Origin of the sequence: Pseudomonas fluorescens (assembly GCF_902497785.1) — a bacterium.
Lineage (GTDB): Bacteria > Pseudomonadota > Gammaproteobacteria > Pseudomonadales > Pseudomonadaceae > Aquipseudomonas > Aquipseudomonas fluorescens_BO.
On the sequence record NZ_CABVHK010000019.1, the window covers coordinates 114,785 to 136,080 of the forward strand.

The following is a 21,296-nucleotide window of genomic DNA, read 5'->3' on the forward strand; positions in this document are numbered from 1 at the left end:
GGCGTCAGTCCTCACACAGACCACTTGCCCAGTTGGGCAACGCGGTCGCGGGTATAGAGGTCGGTCCATTTCAGCGAGTTGAAATCGGACACTTGCTTGGGGTTGTAGGGGCTGCGCTCCATGCGCACAGGCTGACCGGCCTTGTACACGGCTTTGAAGCGCGAGCGGTCTTGCAGCAGGCGGATGTCCTGCAACGGCGAGCCATCGAGTAACAGCAAGTCAGCTTGCTTGCCCACTTCCAGAGTGCCGAGGGTTTCACCGCGCGGCATGCAACGCGCGCCGACTGCAGTGGCGGCGTACAAGGCTTCGGCGGGAGTGAAGCCGAGGCGGGTGACCAGCAGTTCCAGCTCGCGGGCGTGCCACTCGCCGTAGGGCGTGACCGCAAAGCCGCTGTCACTGCCGCAGGCAAACGGCACGCCGGCGGCCTTGGCGCGTTTGAGGACCGCCGAACCGACGTCGAGCGTGCGTGCGCAATAGGCGGCGTAGCCGGTAGTGATGGCCGGATCGTGGGGTTGGCAGAAGTCCACGGTGTTTTGCGGAAAGGTCATGGTTGGCGCAAGAATACTGCCCGCTTCAAGCAAGGCTTCGATGCACGCGTCGTCCATGTAAAAGGCATGGAACACCAGATCTACGCCAGCCTGCGCCGCGTACATGACCGCTTCGCGACCATAGGCGTGGGTGGCTACTTTACAGCCCAGGCGATGGGCTTCTTCCACCATCTCGCGGGTTTCTTCGGCCGTGAACGCGGCGACTATTTCACCGTTGGGACGGCGGTGGGTGCCGTCCATGGCAATTTTGATCAAGTCGACGCCGTCCTTGGCTTGCTTGCGGATTTCCGCCAGGGCTTCGCTGCGGCTGGTGACGAGTTTCGCGGTGAAATACTCCGGGGCGCCGACGCGGCTCGGGAACCAGTCGTTGAGGCTTTGCCGATTGGTGATGACCCGACTGCTGGCGGCAATCCGCGGACCTTCGAACAGGCCGGCAGCGATGGCATTGCGTACGGCGATGCTGAGTTGGCCGCTGTCGCCGGGGCAGACCATGCTGGTCACACCCGCTGCCAGTACATGCTGTGCGAAGAACATGCCGCGCAAGGCGCGAAATTCGTCACTGGTCCAGATATCAATGTCTTCTTCGCTTTGTGCGTTGCCGAATGCCAGGTGGGTGTGCACGTCCACCAGACCTGGCATGACGAAGTTGTCGCCCGCGTCCACCTCGGTGTCACCCGGTTGAGGGCGGGGCGCTGATGCGGTGGGGCCGACATAAGTCAGGAGGCCGTTCTCGATCACCAGGGTTTGTTGTTGACGGGTTTCCAGGCCGGTGCCGTCGAACAGGGTTTGGCATTTCAAGTGCAGGGCATTCATGGCGATTTCGCTTTGGCTGATTGTTATGCGAAATGAGGTTAGGGGTTGGGGGTTGGTGCGACTAACAGATTGCATCGATGGCGGGGTATTGATGGTGTCGATGGTGTTTGGTTGGAATGCGATGTGTCGGGGGCGGGGTGTATATCCGTTTCTGCGGTAACGGCGGCTATTGGTTTCGCCCTTACGGCGAGTCACTTTGAAAAGCGCAAAGTAACCCAACGCTCTTGCCCCACCACTCGGCACCTCGCCTGGGCTCGGTGTGCCCTCACTCCGGCATTGCTCCGCGGGTCGCCGCGAAGGGCCATCCCTGGCCCTGCGCGGCTAAACCGGCATCCTTGCCGGTTTACCCGCTGCGCAATACCTGCGTTCGGCCAGCGTGGTTTTATGGGGCGCTCAGATCAAAATCAAAATCAAACCGCGGCGGCCTTCGGGCCGACCGTGGCATCAAGCGGGCGCGCTTCGCTGGTTTGATCATGCACAACCTCTGGGCCGAGCAAATTCCCTGTGGGAGCGAGCTTGCTCGCGATGGCGGCGTGTCAGTCGCCATCAATGTTGAATGTCAGTCCGCTATCGCGAGCAAGCTCGCTCCCACAGTGGGAAATTTGCTAGGCGTGGTATTGGAGTTCACTACCGATGACCTGATCGAACTCACCGTCAGGTCGGCTATCAGGCCGCCTCGGTTAGATTTTGATCTCAGGCGCCCCGTTAACCACGCTGCCCTCACTCCGGCATTGCTCCGCGGGTCGCCGCGATGGGCCATCCCTGGCCCAGCGCGGCTAAACCGGCATCCTTGCCGGTTTACCCGCTGCGCAATACCTGCGTTCGGCCAGCGTGGTTTAACGGGGCGCCTCAGATCAAAATCAAAATCAGAACCGCGGCGGCCTTCGGGCCGACCGTGGCATCAAGCGGGCGCGCTTCGCTGGTTTGATCATGCACAACCTCTGGGCCGAGCAAATTCCCTGTGGGAGCGAGCTTGCTCGCGATGGCGATTTATTATCCAGCATCGATGTCGGCTGACCCTCCGCTATCGCGAGCAAGCTCGCTCCCACAGGTGATTGTTGTTGGCCACGGTATTGGTGTTCAGCGCCGATGATTTGGTCGAACTACCCGTCAGGTCGGCCCGAAGGCCGCCTCGGTTTTGATTTTGATCCAGGCGCCCCGTTAACCACGCTGGCCGAACGCAGGCATTGCGTAGCGGGGAAACCGGCAAGGATGCCGGTTTAGCCGCGCTGGGCCAGGGATGGCCCATCGCGGCGACCCGCGGAGCAATGCCTGCGTTCGGGCACACCGAGCCAGAGCGAGGTGCCGAGTGGTGGGGCAAGAGCCCTTGGTTACTTGGGGCTTTTCCAAGTGACTCGCCGTAAGGGCGAAACCATTAGCGGCCGTGTCCGCAGGAATGGATATGTACGCCCTCAAAAAAACCACCGCCTGACACAAAGCCTTCGCGAGCAGGCTCGCTCCCACAAGAAGGTCGGGTTACATCCGCAAAATCAGCCCCGTGGTGAACGCCATCACGCCGTACGCCCACCCAGCGTTTCCGCAACCCAGTCGGCAATGTACTGGCCCGCATTGATGCTGTTATCAAAGCTGGAGTGCTGCACGCCGCCTTCGCGTTCAGTGAAAATTTTCAGCTCGCGCTGAGGGCTGTTGACCAGTTGCTCAAAGGTGCGATGCGCCCACTTCAGCGGGATCTGCGAATCCTTTTCACCGTGGGTCACCAGAAACGGCACCTTGATCCGGTCGAGCACGCCATCCAGATGCACGTTCTCGGCGATGCTCATAAACTCATCGACATCCTTTGCTCCCCACACCCAGCACACGTGCGCCCAATAATGCGGCACCGGGAAACTGCCTTCTTTTTCCAGTCGACGCTTTTGCACGTCACGCCAGTCATGGTTCGCACCCCATACCACACCGCAGGCAAAACGCGGCTCGAACGCCACTGCGCGCGGACAGTAATAGCCGCCGAGTGAAACGCCTTCCAGGCCGATACGCCTGGCATCCACATCGCTTCGGGTCTCCAACCAGTCGACCACACGACTCGCCCAGTGCTCGCTGTCATAACGGGCGATCAGGTCATGCAGACGCAACGCTTCACCCGTGCCCGGTTGATCGATAATCAACGATGAGATTCCGCGCCTGGCCAACCATGCCGGCAGGCCGACGCGGTATTTCATCTCCTTCGTCGAATCCAGTCCATTGACCTGCACCAGAATCGGCGCCGGCCCTGTCACGCCCTCGGCCCGTACCAGCAAGCCGGAAATGTGCTTGCCTTCGTAAGGGATTTCGACCCGCTCACAGTTCTCCTGCGACAGTTCGATGCCGCGCTTGAAGGTCTGCAAGAAACGCTGATACAGCTCGGTGCGGCCGGGTGCGCCATGGGCCTGGAGGCGCTCGCAGGTCAGGTAATACGTGGCGGCACGGTTGTACTTTTCGCCCGCGGACAAACGCCGGCCATTGCCTTCGTCTTCCTCGGCGAGGCCGCAGAGTTTGTCGGCCATTTTCGCCCAGGTCTCGCGGAACGCTTTGGTACCGGCAGCGTCAGGTTGTTTGGCCGCCTCTTGCAGTGGCGCGCACATCTCTTCGATTTCGCCGATGCGGGCACCCATCTCGATGGCCAGGTCGACAGAAAGATTCCACACGTAGTTGGTCGGGAAGTAGCGGAACATGATTATTGTTGTCCTTGTGGTTGCCTTGGCGATTGCAAGGCACGTTAAGGACGGCCCGCCTATTTGGCCAATCGCGACGCGGGATGGGAGGTATCGCGAGCGGCGATAGGAACCTGTTCCAGATGCTGGATGAATTCGCTGATACGCTCGCGCAGCCAGCGGTGCATGGGGTCGCCGTCGACGCTGCGGTGCCAGAGCATCACCTCGCGCATCACCGGGATTTTGACCGGCGGTGGCAGGATGCGCAGCGGCAGGTGTTCAGCGTACAGGCGCGCCAGGCGCTGGTGCATGGTCGCAATGCGCTGAGTGCCGACGATCAATTGCGGCAGGGTATTGAAGTCGTTGGTAATGACTTCGAGACGGCGATTGAAGCCGTACTGGGTCATGAACCATTCTTCAATGCTCATGTGCCGGCTGCGCCCGAAGCCGACGGAGACATGACCCATTTCCATGTACTGCTCAAGGGTCAGTGTGTCGCCGACTTGCGTGTTGCCTTGCCACACCACGCAGACGTGTTCCTCTTCGAACAGCAGTTTGGAGGGGTGACCTTCCAGGGTGTATCGCTCCGGAACGATCATCAGATCGACCTCGCCGCGAACCAGCAACTCGCCGGAATTATCGCTGGGGCCCAGCATCTCGAAGGTGATGTTGGGGGCTTCCTGGTGGATTTTCTGAATCACCTGGGCAAACAGCACACTGATCAGGTAGTCGGAGGTGACCAGCCGGAAGTGGCGCTTGCTGGTGGCGGGGTCGAACACCGGTTTGGCGGTGATCGATGACTGGATCGTCAGCAGCACTTCGCGCACTGGTTTCGCCAGCTCCAGGGCGTAATTGGTGGGCTGCATCTTGCGCCCGACCTGGACCAGCAATTCGTCTTCGAAGTAAGTGCGCAGTCGTGCCAATACGCCGCTGGTAGCGGATTGCGTCATGTGCAGGCGTTCGGCGGCGCGGGTGATGTTCTGCTCTTCAAGCAGCACGTCGAGCGCCACCAGCAGGTTCAAGTCCAGGTGATTGAAACGCATCAGGCAGGTCCATCGTTATATTTATTTTGGCGATACATTCGGACGAATACAGTGCCGCGTCAACCCCGCTCGATGACCGAATTCCGCCGACATCAGGTATCGCGTTTGCCGATAGGTCGCATCCCGACACGCGATTAGTCAACTGCTCAACGCCCGGTCAATCTTCGCCGCAGTCGGGCTTACTGCCGACACCACCACCGGGTTCACAGTCTGGCTGAGCCTCAAGTCGAGCGTTCAGCTGCGGTTCCCGGATCACAATTCTAATGGAGTGGTAGCCATGAACATCATTGGCCTTGATGCCCTGATCTTTGGCGTCGATGACATCCAAGCCTGTACCGATTGCCTGCGTGATTACGGCCTTGCGCCTGTTGCCGTCGACAGCAATGGCGGGCGTTTCGAAGCCCTGGACGGTACCGCCGTGATTATTCGCCGCGCCGACGATCCGAATCTGCCAGCGGCCATCGGCCCGGCGCCGTCGATTCGCGAAACCGTCTACGGCGTCGCCAGCACCGCTGACCTCGACGCGATCGAAGACGAACTGGCCCGGGATCGTCAGGTCAGCCGTGACCACGATGGCGTGCTGCACAGCGTCGACGACATGGGATTTGCGATCGCGTTCCAGGTCACGGTGCGCAGGGCCTACAGCGCACCGGACGACCTGACCAACGCCGCCGGCCACGCGCCGCAACGTCCGCTGAACCAGCCGGGGATCACCCTCGACATGAGCGCCACGCCCAGAACCCTGTCGCATGTGGTGTATTTCGTTCCGGACGCGGCCAGGGCCGAGGCGTTCTACGCCGGTCGGCTGGGTTTCAAAACCACCGACACGTTCGTTGGCGCCGGGCCTTTCATGCGCCCGGCGGGTTCCGATGATCACCACTGCCTGTTCATGATCCAGACCCCGCCGCACATGAAGGGCTGCGAGCATTTCACCTTCCACATGGGCAGCGGCACCGAAGTGCTGTTGGCTGGTACGCGCTTCGAGCAAAAAGGCTGGACCAGTTTCTGGGGGCCGGGCCGTCACCTGTTTGGCTCCAACTGGTTCTGGTACTTCAACAGCCCGTTGGGTTGCCACATCGAATACGACGCCGACATGGACAAGCACGATGACGCCTGGGAGGCGCGCCGTGCGCCGCTGTCGGCGGATAACTCGCAGTTGTTCCTGTTCACCTCGAAAGAGAAATGGGCCCCCGGCGGCCCGCCACCGAAGCTGGGTTGAGCCATGAGGGACAGCGAAGTCTTGCTGTGCAGGGCGGATCAACTGGTGGAAGGGCAGGCCCGCGGATTCGATCCTTCGCGGCGGGGAAAAGACACTGTGTTTGCCGTGCGGCACCAAGGTCAGGTGCGGGTTTATCGCAACAGTTGTCCGCACCTGGACGTGCGCATGGAGTATCGCAAAGACCGGTTTCTGTCTGCCGACGGCCAGTTGATCGTGTGTTACGCCCACGGTGCGCAATTTCTTCCAGACACCGGCGAATGCGTCTACGGGCCGTGTCTGGGCCAAAGGCTCGAGGCCTTGCCGTGGTGCCTGGAGGAGGGCTGGCTGGTGCTGAAAATGCCCGGCTCGATGCCGTTGCAGGGACAGATCGAGGTATCGCGAACGGCGATACATCGCATCCCTACTCGCGATTAGTCAAATCCCTGCTTTGCCGGGAAGCTGGACCCAACGACGCAGTGCCCGACGCTGCATCGAATCACAAGAATAAAAAGAGAGAATGCCATGAGTGCAGTGAACAACGTTCTGATCGTGGGCGGTGGGATTGGTGGTTTGTGTGCGGCCATCGCGCTGCGACGCAAAGGGATTAACGTCGATTTGATTGAACTCAAATCCGAGTGGACGGTGTACGGCGTCGGGATCATCCAGCAGAGCAACGTGGTCCGCGAGATGGCCAAACTGGGCGTGCTCGACGGTTACCTCGACGCCGCCTACGCCTTCGAGGACGTCGCTATCTATGGCCCGGCCGGGCAGCAACTGGCGCGTATTCCGGGTCAGCGACTGGCGGGGCCGGAGTACCCGGCGAACGTCGGTATCTCGCGTCTGGCACTGCATAAAGTCCTCAGTGAAACCGCCCTCGAACTCGGTGCTCATGTGCGCCTGGGACTGAGCGTCGAAGCCCTGGACGACCAGGGCGAGCATGTTGACGTGCTGTTTACCGATGGCAGCCGCGGGCAGTACGACCTGGTGGTCGGTGCCGATGGTTTGTTCTCCAAAGTGCGCGACCTGCTGTTCGGCGACACCTACACCCCGCACTTCACCGGCCAGTCAGTGTGGCGCTACAACTTTGCGCGCGATCCGCGGATCGATCATCTCGCCAACTACCAGAGCGCCGACGGCAACGCGGGGCTGGTGCCGCTGGCCGGCGACCTGATGTACCTGTTTCTGACCTCTCACGAGCCATCCAACCCCTGGATGGATCCCGCCACCATGGCCGAACAAATGCGCGAGCGCTTGCAGGGCTTTAGCGGCCTGATCGGCGAACTGCGCGAACAGATCACCGACAGCAGCCAGGTGGTTTACAAGCCCATGGAAGTGGTCTTCGTCAACGAGCCCTGGTATCGCGGTCGCGTGTTGCTGATCGGCGATGCCGCCCACGCGACCACACCGCACCTGGGCCAGGGTGCGGGCATGGCCATCGAAGATGCCATCGTTCTCAGTGAGGAACTGACCGGCCCCGCAGGCGTCGAGCAGCAGCTCCAGCGCTTTATGGAACGCCGTTTCGAACGCTGCAAATACATCAGTGAAAGCTCGGTGTTGGCCGGCGACAAAGAGATGCAGCACGACCGCGATTTCGATCGCATCGGACTGGTCAAGCAGATGCTCGCCCGCACGGCCGAGCCGATCTGATCGAGCCTGCAACTCTCCCACAGCAGTTACCACTATAAAAACAAGAGGTTAACGCGATGGTTAGCTCTACGACTGCGGCGCTCGCGCGCCGCCCGGTCAGCTCGTCTGCACCCTTTGCTTTCAGTCTTGCCGCGGTTTTGGTGCTGTGCAGTCAGGCAGCGCATGCTTTTCAGGTGGACACCGGCAACCCGGATTTCAAATTGCGTTGGGACAACACGGTCAAATACAGCGCCGCCTGGCGTACCCAGGATCCCAGCAGCAAACTGACCCAGGGGCAGGTGGCGCTCAATCAGGACGATGGCGACCGGGCGTTCAAAAAAGGCCTGATCTCCAATCGGACAGACATCCTTTCCGAACTGGATATGTCCTTCCAGAACGTCGGTGCGCGTTTGAGTGGCGCGGCGTGGTACGACACCGAATACCAGAATGACAACGATAACGACGACCCGACGCGCGCCAACCAGCGTTCGGTGGCCTACAACGAGTTCACCGACGACACGCGCCACTTGCACGGCGGTGACGGCGAATTGCTCGACGCATTTGTCTACTGGAACGGCGAGGTCGGCGAGCGCGCCACCTCCGTGCGCGCCGGCCGCCACGGTCTGATCTGGGGCGAAAGCCTGTTCTTTGGTGCCAACGGCATTGCCGGCGGTATGGCGCCGGTCGACGTGGTGAAAGCGCAGTCCGTCCCCAACACTCAGTTCAAGGAAATCACCCGCCCGGTCAATCAACTGTCGGGGACTTTCCAGCTGACCGACGACGTCTCGCTGGGCGCGTACTACCAGCTCGAATGGGAGGAGACGCGCCTGCCCGGCGCCGGCAGTTATTTCTCCACCAGCGACACGATTGGTGAAGGCAACGAACGGCTGATCGTCGGCGCACCGTTTCCGGCCTTTCTGGGCGGTAACCCGAGCAGTCCGGCGGCGTTCTACCACGGCAACGACAAGGAAGCGCGGAGTTCGGGGCAGGGCGGCCTGCAACTGAAATACAGCGCCGAGACCGTCGAATACGGGCTCTACGCCATTCAGTATCACGATAAAACACCGAAGCTTTATCTCAAGCCATCCAGCGGCGCGCCGAATTTCAGCACCGGACAAATCGGCGAGTACTACTGGGTCTATCCGGAAGATATCCGCGCCGTCGGGGCGAGTTTTTCCACCACGATGGACGAGTACAGTTTCGCCGGTGAAGCGTCGATGCGCTGGAACATGCCGCTGGTGTCCAACGGGCAAACCGTGTTGCCCGGCGTGGTCGCCGACAACGATGACGACGCGCTCTACGCTGTCGGCCGCACGGCTCACGTCAACCTCAACGTACTGGCGTCCTTCGGGCCGAACTTCCTGGCCAGAGAGTCGGGGTTTGTCGGGGAGATCGCCTGGAACCGTTTGCTCAATGTCACGAAAAACCGTGCCGCACTTGACCCGAATGCCACCGATGACGGCCTCGGTTTCAAGATGGTTTACACCCCCACCTACCGTCAGTTCTTTTCCGGGATCGACATCAGCATTCCGCTCGGCCTTAGCTATTTTCCGCTGGGCAAGTCGGCCGTGGTCAGCTCGTTTGGCCCGGACAACGGCGGCGATATCAACATCGGTATTACCGCCACCTACCTGGACCGTGTCACTGCGGGCCTGACCTACACGCACTACTACGGCGCCGAGGACACCAACCTCAACGCGCTGAGCCAGTTCAATTACAAGCAATCGCTGAAGGATCGGGATTACCTGGCCTTCTCCGTCAAGACCACGTTTTAAGAGGACTTGCGCATGACTCCCAATAAAAACAATCCGGCATTCAAGCTCAAGGCACTCTGCTTCGCGCTGCTCGGCACCCTGGCCATCGGCAGCCAGTGGGCAGTGGGCGCCACGGCTGATGAAGCCGCCAAACTGTCGACAAGCCTGACCCCTATGGGGGCTGAACGCGCCGGCAATGCCGACGGCACCATCCCGGCCTGGGACGGCGGTTACACCAAGGTCGATCCTTCGTTCAAACCTGGCGGAAAGCGCACCGATCCGTTTGCCGCGGACAAGCCAGTGTTCAGCATCACCTCGAAAAACCTCGCGCAATACGCCGGCAAACTCACCGACGGCACCCGGGAAATGTTCAAGCGTTTTCCGGATACCTACCGCATCGATGTCTACCCGACTCGCCGCTCGGCCGCAGCGCCGCAGTGGGTGTATGACAACACGCTGAAAAACGCCACCCGCGCCAAACTCGTGGACAGCAGCGCCGGCCCGGTGCCCGAAGGCGCGTATGGCGGGATCCCGTTTCCAGTTCCCCACAACGGCGCCGAAGCCATGTGGAATCACATCCTGAACTGGCGGGGCACGTCCCTGGCGATGCATTTTCGTCACTACTTGATGACGGCCGATGGCAAGCAGGTGATGACCACCGACGGCCAGGCGATCCAGGAGATGCCGTATTACTACCAGGACGGTTCACCGGAAACCTTTGCCGGAGACTATTGGCTGTTCCGACTGCTCAACGTCGGCCCGCCGTTGCGCGCTGGCGAGCAGATCATGGGCCGCACCAACATCAATGGCGACAAGTCCCAGGCCCACGTTTACCTGACCGGCCAACGACGGGTGCGCAAGCTGCCTAACGCCTGTTGCGATACGCCGACGCCAGCGACTGCCGGAGTGATGTCGTTCGATGAACTGAGCGTGTTTCAGGGCCGCATCGACCGCTTCGACTGGAAGCTGATCGGCAAGCAGGAGATGTACATCCCCTACAACACCAACAAAGTGCAAACCACCGGAAAACCCGAAGACCTGTTTCTCGCCCACCACATGAACCCCGACTACGTGCGCTGGGAATTGCACCGGGTGTGGGTGGTCGAGGCCGATCTGGCACCGGGTAAGCGTCACCAATTGCCCAAGGGTCGTTACTACCTCGACGAAGACACCTGGCAAGCGATGTTGGGCGACCGCTGGGATGCCAACGGCCAACTGGCCAAGACCTTGTGGTCGTTGCCGGCCGTGCTCCCGGACCTGCCGGCACAAGCGCAATTGTCCTCAGGCTTTTACGACCTGACCTCCGGCGCCTGGTTTATCCAGAACGTCTACACCGGACTGCCTGAGCAGTACGGCGTGGTGGATCGCTACAAGGCTTCCGAGTTTTCGCCAGCGGCGATGGCGGGTGCCGGGGTTCGCTGAGTCGGGCCGGATCACGGTGTGTTGAGCGTGATCCGGTTTCACAGGTTTTTCGAGGTCGCAAATGAACAGAATCTGTCGGCTGATAGGCCTTGCGGCACTGCCATGGATGGGGTGTTTGAGTCTGGCGCAGGCCGCTGCGGTGGGCGACACGCTGAGCACCCCGGCCGTGCGCGCGCCGCAAGCGCAACACGCGGTGTTGCTGGACCTGGCTCGGGCGGGGGCGCGATTGGTGGCGGTAGGTGAGCGCGGCATTGTGCTGCTCTCCGACGACAACGGCACAAACTGGCGTCAAGCCGAGGTGCCGGTATCGGTCAGCCTGACCGCAGTGCAGTTCGTCGATGCCAATAACGGTTGGGCGGTCGGGCATGCGGGTGTCGTGCTGGTGACGCATGACGGCGGTGAACACTGGGCCCTTCAACTGGATGGTCGCCGTGCTGCGCAACTCGAATTGCAAGCTGCCCGGGAACAGCAGCCTGCCGCGAGCGATAAGGACGCAGCGGCGGCGCGCGTGCAGACGGCTGAACGGATGGTCAGTGACGGTCCGGACAAGCCCTTCCTTGCACTCACGTTTGTCGATGATCGACACGGTCTGATCGTCGGCGCCTATGGCCTGGCCTTTGCGACCGACGATGGCGGTCGGAGCTGGCAGTCAGTGATGGGTCAGATCGACAATCCAATGGGTGCGCACCTTTACGCCATCGCGCGGCAGGGCGAGCACTGGTTTGTGGCCGGCGAGCAGGGATTCCTGGCTCGATCAGACGATGGCGGGCAATCATTCGCGGCGCTCGACAGTCCTTACCCCGGCAGTTTTTTCACCCTGCAAATGCGTGAAGATGGCACGTTGCTGGCGGCGGGTTTGAAGGGCAATGCGTTTGTCTCCACCGACCTGGGCAACAGCTTTCAGCCGGTACCCGTGCCGATGCCGATTTCCTTCAGCGATGCGATCCGCACCGATGACGGCCAGTTGCTGCTGGTGAACCAGGGCGGCGCGCTGTTTCGAACCGATCGTCAGTCCGGGGCGCGGCTCGAACCCTATGGCAAACCACTGGGCAAGCCCGTCGCCAGTGTGATTCAGGCGGTGGACGGCAGTCTGGTGCTGGCGGGTTTCACCGGTTTGACGCGCGTCTCGCCGCCAACCGCTATTGCTTCGGAGTGAGGTTATGAAGTCATTCGACAACGCCACGGCCAGCCTGGCGAATTTCGATCCACGCTCGGGCTCGGTGGTGGAGCGTACCCTGTTCAACCATCGGCTGTGGGTACTGCTGGTGTGCGTCTTGACCACTTTGGTGCTGGGGTATCAAGCGACGCGCATCGAGTTGAACGCCAGTTTCGAAAAGATGATCCCGACGCAGCAACCGTACATTGCCAATTATCTTCAACATCAGCAGCAGCTCAGCGGTTTGGGCAATGCCCTGCGCATTGTCGTGGCGAACCGGCAGGGCGATATCTACGATGCCGAGTATCTGAAAACCCTGCAGGCTATCAGCGACAAGCTTTACCTGCTGCCGGGTGTCGACCGCGCGTACATGAAGTCGTTGTGGACGCCGGCCACTCGTTGGGTTGCGGTCACCGAAGACGGCCTCGACGGTGGGCCGGTGATTCCCGATGACTACAGCGGCACCCAGGCCAACCTCGAAGCGTTGCGGCGCAATGTGCAGCGCTCCAACGAACTCGGGCAGTTGGTGGCGCTGGATCAGACGTCCAGCATCATTTACGTGCCCTTGCTGGCCAATACCACCGATGGACAAGCGCTGAATTACTCGACCCTGTCCGATCAACTGGAATCGCTGCGCAGCACCTATCAAAGCGACAGGGTCGACATTCACATCACCGGTTTCGCGAAAAAAGTCGGCGATCTGATTGCCGGTTTGAAACAGATTCTGCTGTTCTTCGCCGTGGCGATCCTGATCACCACGGCGGTGCTGTTCTGGTATACCCGCTGCCTGCGCAGCACCCTGCTGGTGGTGTTTTGTTCGCTGGTGGCGGTGGTGTGGCAGCTCGGTTTGTTGCCGTTGCTGAACTACCAGCTGGACCCGTATTCGGTGCTGGTGCCGTTCTTGGTGTTTGCCATCGGCATGAGCCACGGCGCGCAGAAAATGAACGGGATCATGCAGGACATCGGCCGCGGCATGCACCGGGAAGTCGCCGCGCGGTTCACCTTTCGACGCCTGTTCCTGGCCGGGCTGACGGCACTGCTGTGTGATGCCGTGGGTTTTGCGGTGCTGATGCTGATCGAGATTCAGGTGATCCAGGACCTCGCCGTGATCGCGAGTATCGGCGTGGCGGTGCTGATCTTTACCAACCTGATTCTGTTGCCGGTGCTGCTGTCCTATGTCGGGGTCACACCGCGGGCGGCGCAACTTAGCCTGAAGAGCGAACAAACCGAGCAGGCCGGGCAGCGCCGCCATGCCTTCTGGCGTTTTCTCGATCTGTTCACCCGGCGCCGCTGGGCCAGCTTGTGCATCGCCATCAGCCTGGCGCTGGCGGCACTCGGTTTTCTGGTCAGCCTGCAACTCAAAATCGGCGACCTCGACGCCGGTGCGCCGGAGCTGCGGGCGGATTCGCGCTACAACCAGGACGACGCCTTTCTCACCCGGCATTACGGGGCCAGTAGCGACCTGTTCGCCGTGATGGTGAAAACCCCCGGCGGCCAGTGTGCGCGCTACGACATCCTCGCCAAGGTCGATGCCCTGGACTGGCAACTGCGCGCGTTGCCGGGAGTGGATTCGACCAACTCGCTGGCACTGCTCAACCGCCGCATGCTGGTAGGTCTGAGCGAAGGCAGCCCGAAGTGGTACGAACTGCAAAATAACCAGGCGATGCTCAACATGATCACCGCCAGTGCGCCCCGCGGTTTGTATAACGAAGACTGCAGCCTGCTTACCTTGTACGCGTACCTCACTGATCACAAAGCCGAAACGCTGACTCGCCTGGTCGAACATGTGGAGACGTTTGCCGCCGCCAACAACACCGACGAGGTGCAGTTCTTGCTCGCGGCGGGTAACGCCGGTATCGAGGCCGCCACCAACATCGTGGTCAAACAGGCCAACCGCGAGATGCTGTTCTGGGTGTACGGCGCGGTGATCGTGTTGTGCCTGATTACCTTCCGGTCCTGGCGCGCAACGTTGTGCGCGGTGATTCCGCTGATGGTCACCTCGATTCTGTGTGAAGCGCTGATGGTCTGGCTGAACATCGGCGTGAAGGTCGCGACGCTGCCGGTCATCGCGTTGGGTGTCGGCATCGGCGTCGACTATGCGTTGTACGTGATGAGCATTCTGCTGGGCCATCTTCGTCAGGGCGCAAGCCTGTCCGAGGCCTATTACCGGGCGCTGGTGTCCACCGGCAAGGTGGTGATGCTGACCGGCATCACCCTGGCGATCGGCGTGGCGACGTGGATCTTTTCACCGATCAAGTTCCAGGCCGACATGGGCGTGCTGCTGGCCTTCATGTTCGTCTGGAACATGGTCGGCGCCCTGGTGCTGCTGCCGGCGCTGGCGCACTTCCTGTTACCCGCGCGCCGCCCCGTGGCAGACGTTGTCGCGTCGGTAGCGCCGGTTGTCCCAGCGGCCGTTACTGACGTCCATCACTTGCGCATCAAGGAGAGCTGCCATGGCCGCTGAAGCTTTTGTAGAGAACACCGGTCGACAGGCCGGCCTGGCGCAATCGCTATTGCTGCTGGTGGGCAGCTGTTTACCGGTGCTGGGCGCCGTGTTGCTGGCGCCGGTGTTGCCACGGATGCAGGCGCATTTTGCCGAGGTGCCGGGCAGCGCGGTGCTGGTGCCGATCGTGCTGACGTTGCCGGCGTTGGTCATCGCGCTGTTGGCGCCGTTCGCCGGATTGATTGCTGACCGTCTGGGGCGCAAGCCGTTGCTGTTGGCGAGCATGGCGTTGTACGTGCTATGCGGCGTGCTGCCGCTGTGGCTCGACTCGCTGCCCGCCATCGTCGCCAGCCGTGCCGGTATCGGTTTGGCCGAGGCGGGGATCATGACCTGCTGCACCACATTGATGGGCGACTATTACAGCGGCGCCAGGCGTGAACGTCTGTTCGCCTTGCAGATGGTCGCGACTTCACTGTCCGCTGCGGTGTTCATCGCGTTGGGCGGGTTTCTCGGGCAGAACGATTGGCGCACGCCGTTTGCGCTGTACGCCGTGGGTTTGATTTTCTTGCCGCTGATGGCCTGGAAACTCTGGGAACCGCAACCCCGTGCACGCAACGAGCAAGCAGTGCCGACCATTGCCGCCGGCAAATTCCCATGGCGTGCCCTGACTCCCATGTATGCGCTGGCGCTGCTGGCGGGCCTGAGCCTGTTTATCGTGCCGGTCCAGGCGGGTTATCTGCTCAATCTGCTGCACGTCGATGCCCCGCAACAGATCGGCATGACCATGGGCGCCAATCAACTGGGCGTGCTGGTCGGTGCCTTGAGTTTTCGTCTGTTCCGCGGGATGCGCGGCCAGCACATGCTGCTGATCGCTTACGTGCTGGCAGGCGCCGGCGGGTTGTTGATGGCTGACGCCGTCAGCCATGTGCAGGTGGTGGTCGCGGTGACGATCAATGGCCTGGGCATCGGACTGATGCTGCCGACGCTGATCACCTGGATCATGGCGCAAGTCGATTTTCAGCAGCGTGGGCGGGCGGCGGGGTGTTTTACCGCCGCCATCTTCGCTGGCGAATTTATCAGCCCCTTGGCGGTTCTCGGCATGACCAGTGGGGTTTCCACCGCGCTGCCCCATGCATTGGCCATCATCGGTGGGCTGCAATTACTGGTGGCGCTGTCTTGTCTGGCCGTGCCCCGGATCGGTGGTCTGTCGGCCCATGCGAATGTTGTTGTCGGTGGCACCACCATCGGCGACGGAAACTGAACGAGGATTGTCCATGCAAGCGCTTCCTGAATTCAAAAGAGTGGTCACTGGCCACAATTTCCAGGGCCAAGCCATCGTGGCCAGCAACGGACCAACACCCAATGTTTTTCCGTTACTGGCGGTGCCCGGTACCGTGTTTCATGAACTCTGGAACAGCAGCGCCAGCCCGGCGTTGCTGGATAACGCCAGCGATCCAACGAGCAAACCGTTGCAACTCAGCCCCGGCCCTCAGGGCAGTGTGATTCGCGTGGTGGATATCCCGCCGGACAGCGTGCAGAACCAGGTCAGCGCTGAGCAGGCCGCCGCGGTTTTCGCCGAAATCGGCGAATCCCGGGCCGGCACCGGCCAGGCCAACGCCCGGCACAAACTGATGCACCGCACCGAAACCCTCGACTACGGCATCGTCACCGAAGGCGAGGTGTGGCTGGTGCTCGATGAGGAAGAAGTGCACCTCAAACGCGGCGACGTGGTGGTGCAACGCGGTACTAACCATGCCTGGAGCAATCGCACCGATGCGATGGCACGCATGGTCTTCATTCTTCTCGACGGGCGCTTTGTTGCTGAGCCAGGAGCATTGACATGAAACTCGCAACCTTGAAAAACGGCAGCCGCGACGGCCGACTGATGGTGGTCTCGCGGGACCATCAATGGGCGCTGGACGCCAGCCCCGTAGCACTGACTTTGCAACAGGCGATCGAAAACTGGAGCACGGTCGAACCGCGTTTGCAGGCGCTGGCCAGCCGGCTCGACGGCGGCGATGTGGCCGACGCCATAGCCTTCGACCCGGGGCAGGCCATGGCACCGTTGCCGCGGGCTTTTCAATGGTGCGACGGCTCGGCGTTCCTCAGCCACGGCGCACTGATGCAGAAGGCGTTCAATCTTGATCCCATCGACGGCGCCGAACATACCCCGTTGATGTACCAGGGCGCCGGTGATGATTTTATCGGCGGGCGCGACGACATTCCCTTGCCAAGCGAAAGTCAGGGGATCGATTTCGAAGGCGAGTTCGTGGTGCTGGTGGACGACGTGCCAATGGGTTGCGGGGCCGAACAGGCGTTGCAGCACATCAAACTGATTCTGCAGATCAACGATGTCAGCCTGCGCGCCCTGGCGCCTCGGGAAATGCGCACCGGCTTTGGTTTCTTGCAGGCCAAACCTTCATCGAGCTTCGCGCCGCTCGCCATCACTCCGGATGAACTGGGCGATGCGTGGCGCGACGGCCGCGTGCACTTGCCCTTGCAGGTGCAGTGGAACGGCGAATGGTTTGGCCATCCCCACGGCGGGCAGATGAACTTCAACTTCGGCGAGTTGATCGCCCATGCCGCGCTGACACGCAGGCTGCGCGCCGGCACGCTGATCGGCTCCGGCACGGTATCGAATGCCGAGCGCAGTGCCGGTTCGGCGTGCATCGCTGAGCGTCGCGCCATCGAGATGATCGAGCACGGCGCCGCGCAAACCGCCTTCATGCGCTTCGGTGACCGCGTGCGCATGGACGTTCTGGGGCACGACGGACAGTCGTTGTTCGGCGCGATTGACCAACGTGTCGTTCAGGCTCAAGGCTGAGGGCGGGTCTATGCGTGTGTTGATTACCGGCGCCAATGGTTTTGTCGGAAGCGAGTTAGTGCGTTGCCTCTTGGCGCGGGGCAGTTTGCGCGGACGGGTCATCCGTTCGTTGTTGGTGCTGGATACCGATTTGCAGGGCGTGCCGGATGACCCGCGGATACGCCGGCATGTCGGCAACATCACCGATGCCGCATTGATGCGCCGCGTGCTCGCCGATGGCATCGACGTGGTGTTTCATTTGGTGAGCGTTCCCGGCGGGGCGGCGGAAGAACACTACGAGTTGGGTTATCAGGTGAACTTGCTGGCGAGCCTGGAATTGCTTGACCAGTTGCGCAATAAAACACAGCCGCCAGTGTTGGTGTACGCCAGCAGTGTGGCGGTGTACGGCGGCGAGTTGCCGGCGAAGATGAACGAGCAGGCCGAGTTGCGCCCGCAGCTGTCGTACGGCACGCACAAAGCGATGATCGAGCGCGTCGTTGTCGACCTTTGCCGGCGTGCCGAAGTCGACGGCCGAGTGCTGCGTCTGCCGGGCATTGTTGCCCGCCCGCGTGCGCCCAATGGCTTGCGTTCGGCGTTCATGAGCGACGTGTTGCACGCAGTGGCCGAAGGCATTGCCTATCGTTGCCCGGTTTCGCCAGAGGCCACCGCCTGGTGGATGTCGGTGCGTTGTTGTGTGAACAACCTGATCCACGCTGCAGAAATCGACGGCGCGCTGATGACACAACGGGTGTGGCAATTGCCAGTGTTGCATTTGTCCATTGCCCAGGTTGTCGACGCGCTGGCGGCGAGCTACGGGCAGGAACGCCGCCAGCTGATTACCTATGCCGCCGATGCCCGACTCGAAGCGTTGTTCGGGCGCATGCCGCCGCTGAAAACCCCACTTGCACGCGCTGCCGGGTTCAGCCATGACGGCAATGCCGCCGCGCTGGTCCGCAATTCCCTGAACCCCGCGCCCCCACGGCATTTGCCACTCACCGGAGAGACGATTCATGTCACAGCCAATCAAGTCTAAACGCCGTCTGGTGGACCTGTCGGTGACCCTCGACAACAATCCCTACACCGATCCGCCACCGCTGTTGCCGAAGATCGATTACATGGACCACCAGCAGGGTTGGCCGGAAATGGCCGCGATGTTCCCGGGGCTGCAACTGGAGCAAATGCCCGGCAACGAATCCTGGGCTGCCGAGCGGTTGCAGATCACCACCCACAGCGGCACCCATATGGACGCGCCCTGGCATTACGCGTCGACCACCGATGGCGGTCAGCCGGCGTTTGGCATTGATGAGTTGCCGCTGGACTGGTGCCTGCAACCGGGGGTGAAACTGGACTTTCGGCACATGGCGGACGGTCATGTGGTCACCGCCGATGAGGTCGAAGCCGAGTTGGCGCGTATCGAGCATGAGTTGCAGCCGCTGGATATCGTGCTGGTCAACACCCGCGCCGGTGCTTTGTTCGGTCAACCGGGGTACCTGGATGCAGGCGTCGGCATGGGCCGCGAAGCCACGTTGTATCTGCTGGAGCGCGGCGTGCGCGTGGTGGGCACCGATGCCTGGAGCTGGGACGCCCCGTTCAAGTACACCCGCGAGCGTTTTGCCGCCGACGGCGATGCGTCGATTATCTGGGAAGGGCACAAAGCCGGGCGCGATATCGGTTACGGGCAAATGGAAAAACTCGCCAACCTTGAAGCACTGCCCCCCAGCGGGTTTGTGGTGTCTTGCTTCCCTTACAAGATCAGGCACGCGTCGGCGGGGTTTGTCCGGGCGGTGGCGATTTTTGAAGAGTAATCACCGAGATATTGTTCTTCGGTTAATGACAATAAGAGAAAACCTATGCCTCTTCTGCGGATGCCGCTAACGGCACTGTTTTGTGCGCTGACATTGGGTAGCAGCCTGGCCGTGGCGGCCAGCGCTGATGCCAGGCAACCCAATATTCTGCTGATTCTGGCCGATGATCTCGGGTATTCCGACCTGGGCAGTTATGGTGGCGACATCCAGACACCCACGCTGGATGAACTCGCCAACCAAGGTGTGCAGTTCACCAGCATGTACGCCGCGCCCACCTGTTCGATCACCCGTTCCATGCTGATGTCCGGCACCGACAATCACCTCGCCGGCCTTGGCACCATGGCCGAAGCCTTGCAACCTTTTCAGCGGGGCAAACCGGGTTATGAGGGGTATCTGAACCAACGGGCCTATTCGATTGCCGAGTTGCTGAAGGCGGGCGGTTACCACACGCTGATGGTCGGCAAATGGCACCTCGGGCTGGAAGCGGATCAAGGGCCGGATCAGCGCGGGTTCGAGCAGTCGTTCACCTTGCTGGAGGGCGGGGCTGCGCACTTCAAACCTTCGACTACCCACCCGACGAAACTCGAGCAGGTTCACTACCGCGAGAACGGCAAAACGGTGGAGTTGCCGGACAATTTCTACTCCTCGGACTTCTACACCGACAAGCTGATCAGCTACCTGCAAAACAACAAAAAGGACGGCAAGCCGTTTTTTGCCTACGCCGCCTACACTTCGCCGCACTGGCCGTTGCAGGCGCCCAGGGAATACCTGGACAAATACCGCGGACGTTTTGACCAAGGCTATGACAGCGTGCGCCTGGCGCGTCTGGAGCGGATGAACAAACTCGGCCTCCTGAGCGACGACTTTCAGCCGGCGCAGCCATTACCGGTCAATCCGAAACTACCGGGTTGGGAGCAATTGAGCGCTGAACAGCGCAAGGTCGAAGCGCGGAAAATGGAAATCTACGCCGCCATGGTCGATAACCTCGACCACAACATTGGTCGGCTGGTTGACTACTTGCGCGAGAGCGGACAGTACGACAACACCTTGATTGTGTTCATGTCCGACAATGGCGCTGCGGCGGAAAACCATGCGCAGTTCTATCCGCCGGGTGTGCACACCGACAACAGCTACGCGAATCTGGGGCAGCCGGGTTCGCAGATTGACTACGGTCTGCGCTGGGCCGAGGTCAGCGCGGCACCGTTCCATTTATTCAAAGGCACCACGGCCGAAGGTGGCATCAGCGTGCCGGCGATCATTCAGCTGCCCAAGCGACTGCGTCGTCAGGGTGTGGAACGGGGTGTCGCGCGTGTTGACGATCTGGCGCCGACCTTTCTCGAGTTGGCAGGGATCGCATTGCCCAGCGAAGCGCCAACAGAGGGGGGCAAACACCCGATCACCGGAAAATCAATGTTGCCGATGCTCACCGGCAAGGGCAGCCCGCACCGCGAAGACAGCCTGGCCGGGGAACTGTTCGGCAATGCCTATTACCGCGAGGGCAACCTCAAACTTTTGGGCATGCGACCGCAGACAGGTTTCGGCGATAACCCCCAGCCGGTGCAATGGCAATTGTTCGATGTGGCCCATGACCGTGGCGAAACCCGGGATCTGGCGGCCACGCAGCCGGACACAGTGCAACGCCTCAAAACGGCGTGGTTGAACTACGCCGCGCGGGTGGGCGTGGTATCCGCTCCCCGCTGATGGTGTAAACCTACTTCCGGACTGGACACGAAAACACTGTGGGAGCGAGCTTGCTCGCGATGGTCGTGAACGATAACGCGTAAAACCAGATGCCCCGTCGCGACCTTGGCTTTTTCGCGAGCAAGCTCGCTCCTACAAAATAATGCCGTGTTCAGGGCTCGACACGAAAACACTGTAGGAGCGAGCTTGCTCGCGATGGTCGTGAACGGTAATGCGTAAAACCAGATGCCCCGTCGCGCCCTTGGCTTTTTCGCGAGCAAGCTCGCTCCTACAAAATAATGCCGTGTTCAGGGCTCGACACGAAACCACTGTAGGAGCGAGCCTGCTCGCGATAGT

16 protein-coding genes are annotated in these 21,296 nt (G+C 61.2%); 13 read left to right on the forward strand and 3 right to left on the reverse strand.

Annotated features, from left to right (window positions below):
* Positions 1-11: 11 nt before the first annotated feature.
* The 3 genes from F8N62_RS25495 to F8N62_RS25505 all read right to left on the reverse strand — a co-directional run bounded on the left by F8N62_RS25495 (position 12) and on the right by F8N62_RS25505 (position 5,052).
* Complete coding sequence (locus tag F8N62_RS25495; protein WP_150713268.1) at positions 12-1,361, reverse strand: metal-dependent hydrolase family protein; 1,350 nt, start codon at positions 1,359-1,361, stop codon at positions 12-14.
* A 1,511-nt stretch (positions 1,362-2,872) separates the two neighbouring features.
* Positions 2,873-4,030, reverse strand: a complete 1,158-nt coding sequence (locus tag F8N62_RS25500) for an alpha/beta hydrolase family protein (protein WP_150713269.1) — start codon at positions 4,028-4,030, stop codon at positions 2,873-2,875.
* Positions 4,031-4,089: 59 nt separating this feature from the next.
* Positions 4,090-5,052, reverse strand: coding sequence for a LysR family transcriptional regulator (locus F8N62_RS25505; RefSeq protein ID WP_150713270.1), 963 nt, complete (start codon positions 5,050-5,052; stop codon positions 4,090-4,092).
* A gap of 277 nt (positions 5,053-5,329) precedes the next feature.
* Here F8N62_RS25505 and F8N62_RS25510 point away from each other — a divergent pair, with 277 nt between their 5' ends.
* The 13 genes from F8N62_RS25510 to F8N62_RS25570 all read left to right on the forward strand — a co-directional run bounded on the left by F8N62_RS25510 (position 5,330) and on the right by F8N62_RS25570 (position 20,960).
* Positions 5,330-6,271, forward strand: a complete 942-nt coding sequence (locus F8N62_RS25510) for a VOC family protein (protein ID WP_150713271.1) — start codon at positions 5,330-5,332, stop codon at positions 6,269-6,271.
* 3 nt (positions 6,272-6,274) lie between these two features.
* On the forward strand, positions 6,275-6,685 hold the full coding sequence (locus tag F8N62_RS25515) for a Rieske (2Fe-2S) protein (RefSeq protein ID WP_150713272.1): 411 nt from the start codon (positions 6,275-6,277) through the stop codon (positions 6,683-6,685).
* A gap of 87 nt (positions 6,686-6,772) precedes the next feature.
* Complete coding sequence (locus tag F8N62_RS25520; RefSeq protein WP_150713273.1) at positions 6,773-7,897, forward strand: FAD-dependent oxidoreductase; 1,125 nt, start codon at positions 6,773-6,775, stop codon at positions 7,895-7,897.
* Positions 7,898-7,953: 56 nt separating this feature from the next.
* Entirely contained in the window at positions 7,954-9,651 is a 1,698-nt protein-coding gene (locus F8N62_RS25525) for a DUF1302 domain-containing protein (RefSeq protein WP_150713274.1), read from the forward strand.
* Between the two features lie 12 nt (positions 9,652-9,663).
* Positions 9,664-11,052 (forward strand): DUF1329 domain-containing protein, encoded by a 1,389-nt coding sequence (locus F8N62_RS25530; protein ID WP_150713275.1) that lies wholly within the window; start codon positions 9,664-9,666, stop codon positions 11,050-11,052.
* Positions 11,053-11,113: 61 nt separating this feature from the next.
* Positions 11,114-12,208 (forward strand): WD40/YVTN/BNR-like repeat-containing protein, encoded by a 1,095-nt coding sequence (locus F8N62_RS25535; RefSeq protein WP_150713276.1) that lies wholly within the window; start codon positions 11,114-11,116, stop codon positions 12,206-12,208.
* A 4-nt stretch (positions 12,209-12,212) separates the two neighbouring features.
* Positions 12,213-14,672, forward strand: a complete 2,460-nt coding sequence (locus tag F8N62_RS25540) for an efflux RND transporter permease subunit (RefSeq protein ID WP_150713277.1) — start codon at positions 12,213-12,215, stop codon at positions 14,670-14,672.
* Complete coding sequence (locus F8N62_RS25545) at positions 14,662-15,912, forward strand: MFS transporter (protein WP_150713278.1); 1,251 nt, start codon at positions 14,662-14,664, stop codon at positions 15,910-15,912. Before F8N62_RS25540 ends, F8N62_RS25545 begins: the two co-directional genes overlap by 11 nt.
* Positions 15,913-15,925: 13 nt before the next feature.
* On the forward strand, positions 15,926-16,495 hold the full coding sequence (locus F8N62_RS25550) for a cupin domain-containing protein (protein ID WP_150713279.1): 570 nt from the start codon (positions 15,926-15,928) through the stop codon (positions 16,493-16,495).
* Positions 16,492-17,475 carry a fumarylacetoacetate hydrolase family protein gene (locus F8N62_RS25555; RefSeq protein WP_150713280.1) on the forward strand — a complete coding sequence of 328 codons (984 nt, stop codon included), beginning with the start codon at positions 16,492-16,494 and terminating at the stop codon, positions 17,473-17,475. Before F8N62_RS25550 ends, F8N62_RS25555 begins: the two co-directional genes overlap by 4 nt.
* Before the next feature lie 10 nt (positions 17,476-17,485).
* Entirely contained in the window at positions 17,486-18,487 is a 1,002-nt protein-coding gene (locus F8N62_RS25560; protein WP_150713281.1) for an NAD-dependent epimerase/dehydratase family protein, read from the forward strand.
* Positions 18,465-19,259 (forward strand): cyclase family protein, encoded by a 795-nt coding sequence (locus F8N62_RS25565; RefSeq protein WP_150713282.1) that lies wholly within the window; start codon positions 18,465-18,467, stop codon positions 19,257-19,259. Before F8N62_RS25560 ends, F8N62_RS25565 begins: the two co-directional genes overlap by 23 nt.
* Positions 19,260-19,304: 45 nt before the next feature.
* Positions 19,305-20,960: an arylsulfatase gene (locus tag F8N62_RS25570; protein ID WP_150713283.1), complete on the forward strand. Its 1,656-nt coding sequence runs from the start codon at positions 19,305-19,307 to the stop codon at positions 20,958-20,960.
* Positions 20,961-21,296: the final 336 nt, after the last annotated feature.

Excerpts from the sequence above, each read along its gene's own strand:
- F8N62_RS25540 (WP_150713277.1), top strand. The coding sequence starts at position 12,213 with ATGAAGTCATTCGACAACGCCACGGCCAGCCTGGCGAATTTCGATCCA.
- F8N62_RS25570 (WP_150713283.1), top strand. The coding sequence starts at position 19,305 with ATGCCTCTTCTGCGGATGCCGCTAACGGCACTGTTTTGTGCGCTGACA.
- F8N62_RS25550 (WP_150713279.1), top strand. The coding sequence starts at position 15,926 with ATGCAAGCGCTTCCTGAATTCAAAAGAGTGGTCACTGGCCACAATTTC.
- F8N62_RS25500 (WP_150713269.1), bottom strand. The coding sequence starts at position 4,030 with ATGTTCCGCTACTTCCCGACCAACTACGTGTGGAATCTTTCTGTCGAC.
- F8N62_RS25510 (WP_150713271.1), top strand. The coding sequence starts at position 5,330 with ATGAACATCATTGGCCTTGATGCCCTGATCTTTGGCGTCGATGACATC.
- F8N62_RS25545 (WP_150713278.1), top strand. The coding sequence starts at position 14,662 with ATGGCCGCTGAAGCTTTTGTAGAGAACACCGGTCGACAGGCCGGCCTG.
- F8N62_RS25495 (WP_150713268.1), bottom strand. The coding sequence starts at position 1,361 with ATGAATGCCCTGCACTTGAAATGCCAAACCCTGTTCGACGGCACCGGC.
- F8N62_RS25515 (WP_150713272.1), top strand. The coding sequence starts at position 6,275 with ATGAGGGACAGCGAAGTCTTGCTGTGCAGGGCGGATCAACTGGTGGAA.
- F8N62_RS25505 (WP_150713270.1), bottom strand. The coding sequence starts at position 5,052 with ATGCGTTTCAATCACCTGGACTTGAACCTGCTGGTGGCGCTCGACGTG.
- F8N62_RS25565 (WP_150713282.1), top strand. The coding sequence starts at position 18,465 with ATGTCACAGCCAATCAAGTCTAAACGCCGTCTGGTGGACCTGTCGGTG.
- F8N62_RS25555 (WP_150713280.1), top strand. The coding sequence starts at position 16,492 with ATGAAACTCGCAACCTTGAAAAACGGCAGCCGCGACGGCCGACTGATG.
- F8N62_RS25530 (WP_150713275.1), top strand. The coding sequence starts at position 9,664 with ATGACTCCCAATAAAAACAATCCGGCATTCAAGCTCAAGGCACTCTGC.
- F8N62_RS25520 (WP_150713273.1), top strand. The coding sequence starts at position 6,773 with ATGAGTGCAGTGAACAACGTTCTGATCGTGGGCGGTGGGATTGGTGGT.
- F8N62_RS25525 (WP_150713274.1), top strand. The coding sequence starts at position 7,954 with ATGGTTAGCTCTACGACTGCGGCGCTCGCGCGCCGCCCGGTCAGCTCG.
- F8N62_RS25560 (WP_150713281.1), top strand. The coding sequence starts at position 17,486 with ATGCGTGTGTTGATTACCGGCGCCAATGGTTTTGTCGGAAGCGAGTTA.
- F8N62_RS25535 (WP_150713276.1), top strand. The coding sequence starts at position 11,114 with ATGAACAGAATCTGTCGGCTGATAGGCCTTGCGGCACTGCCATGGATG.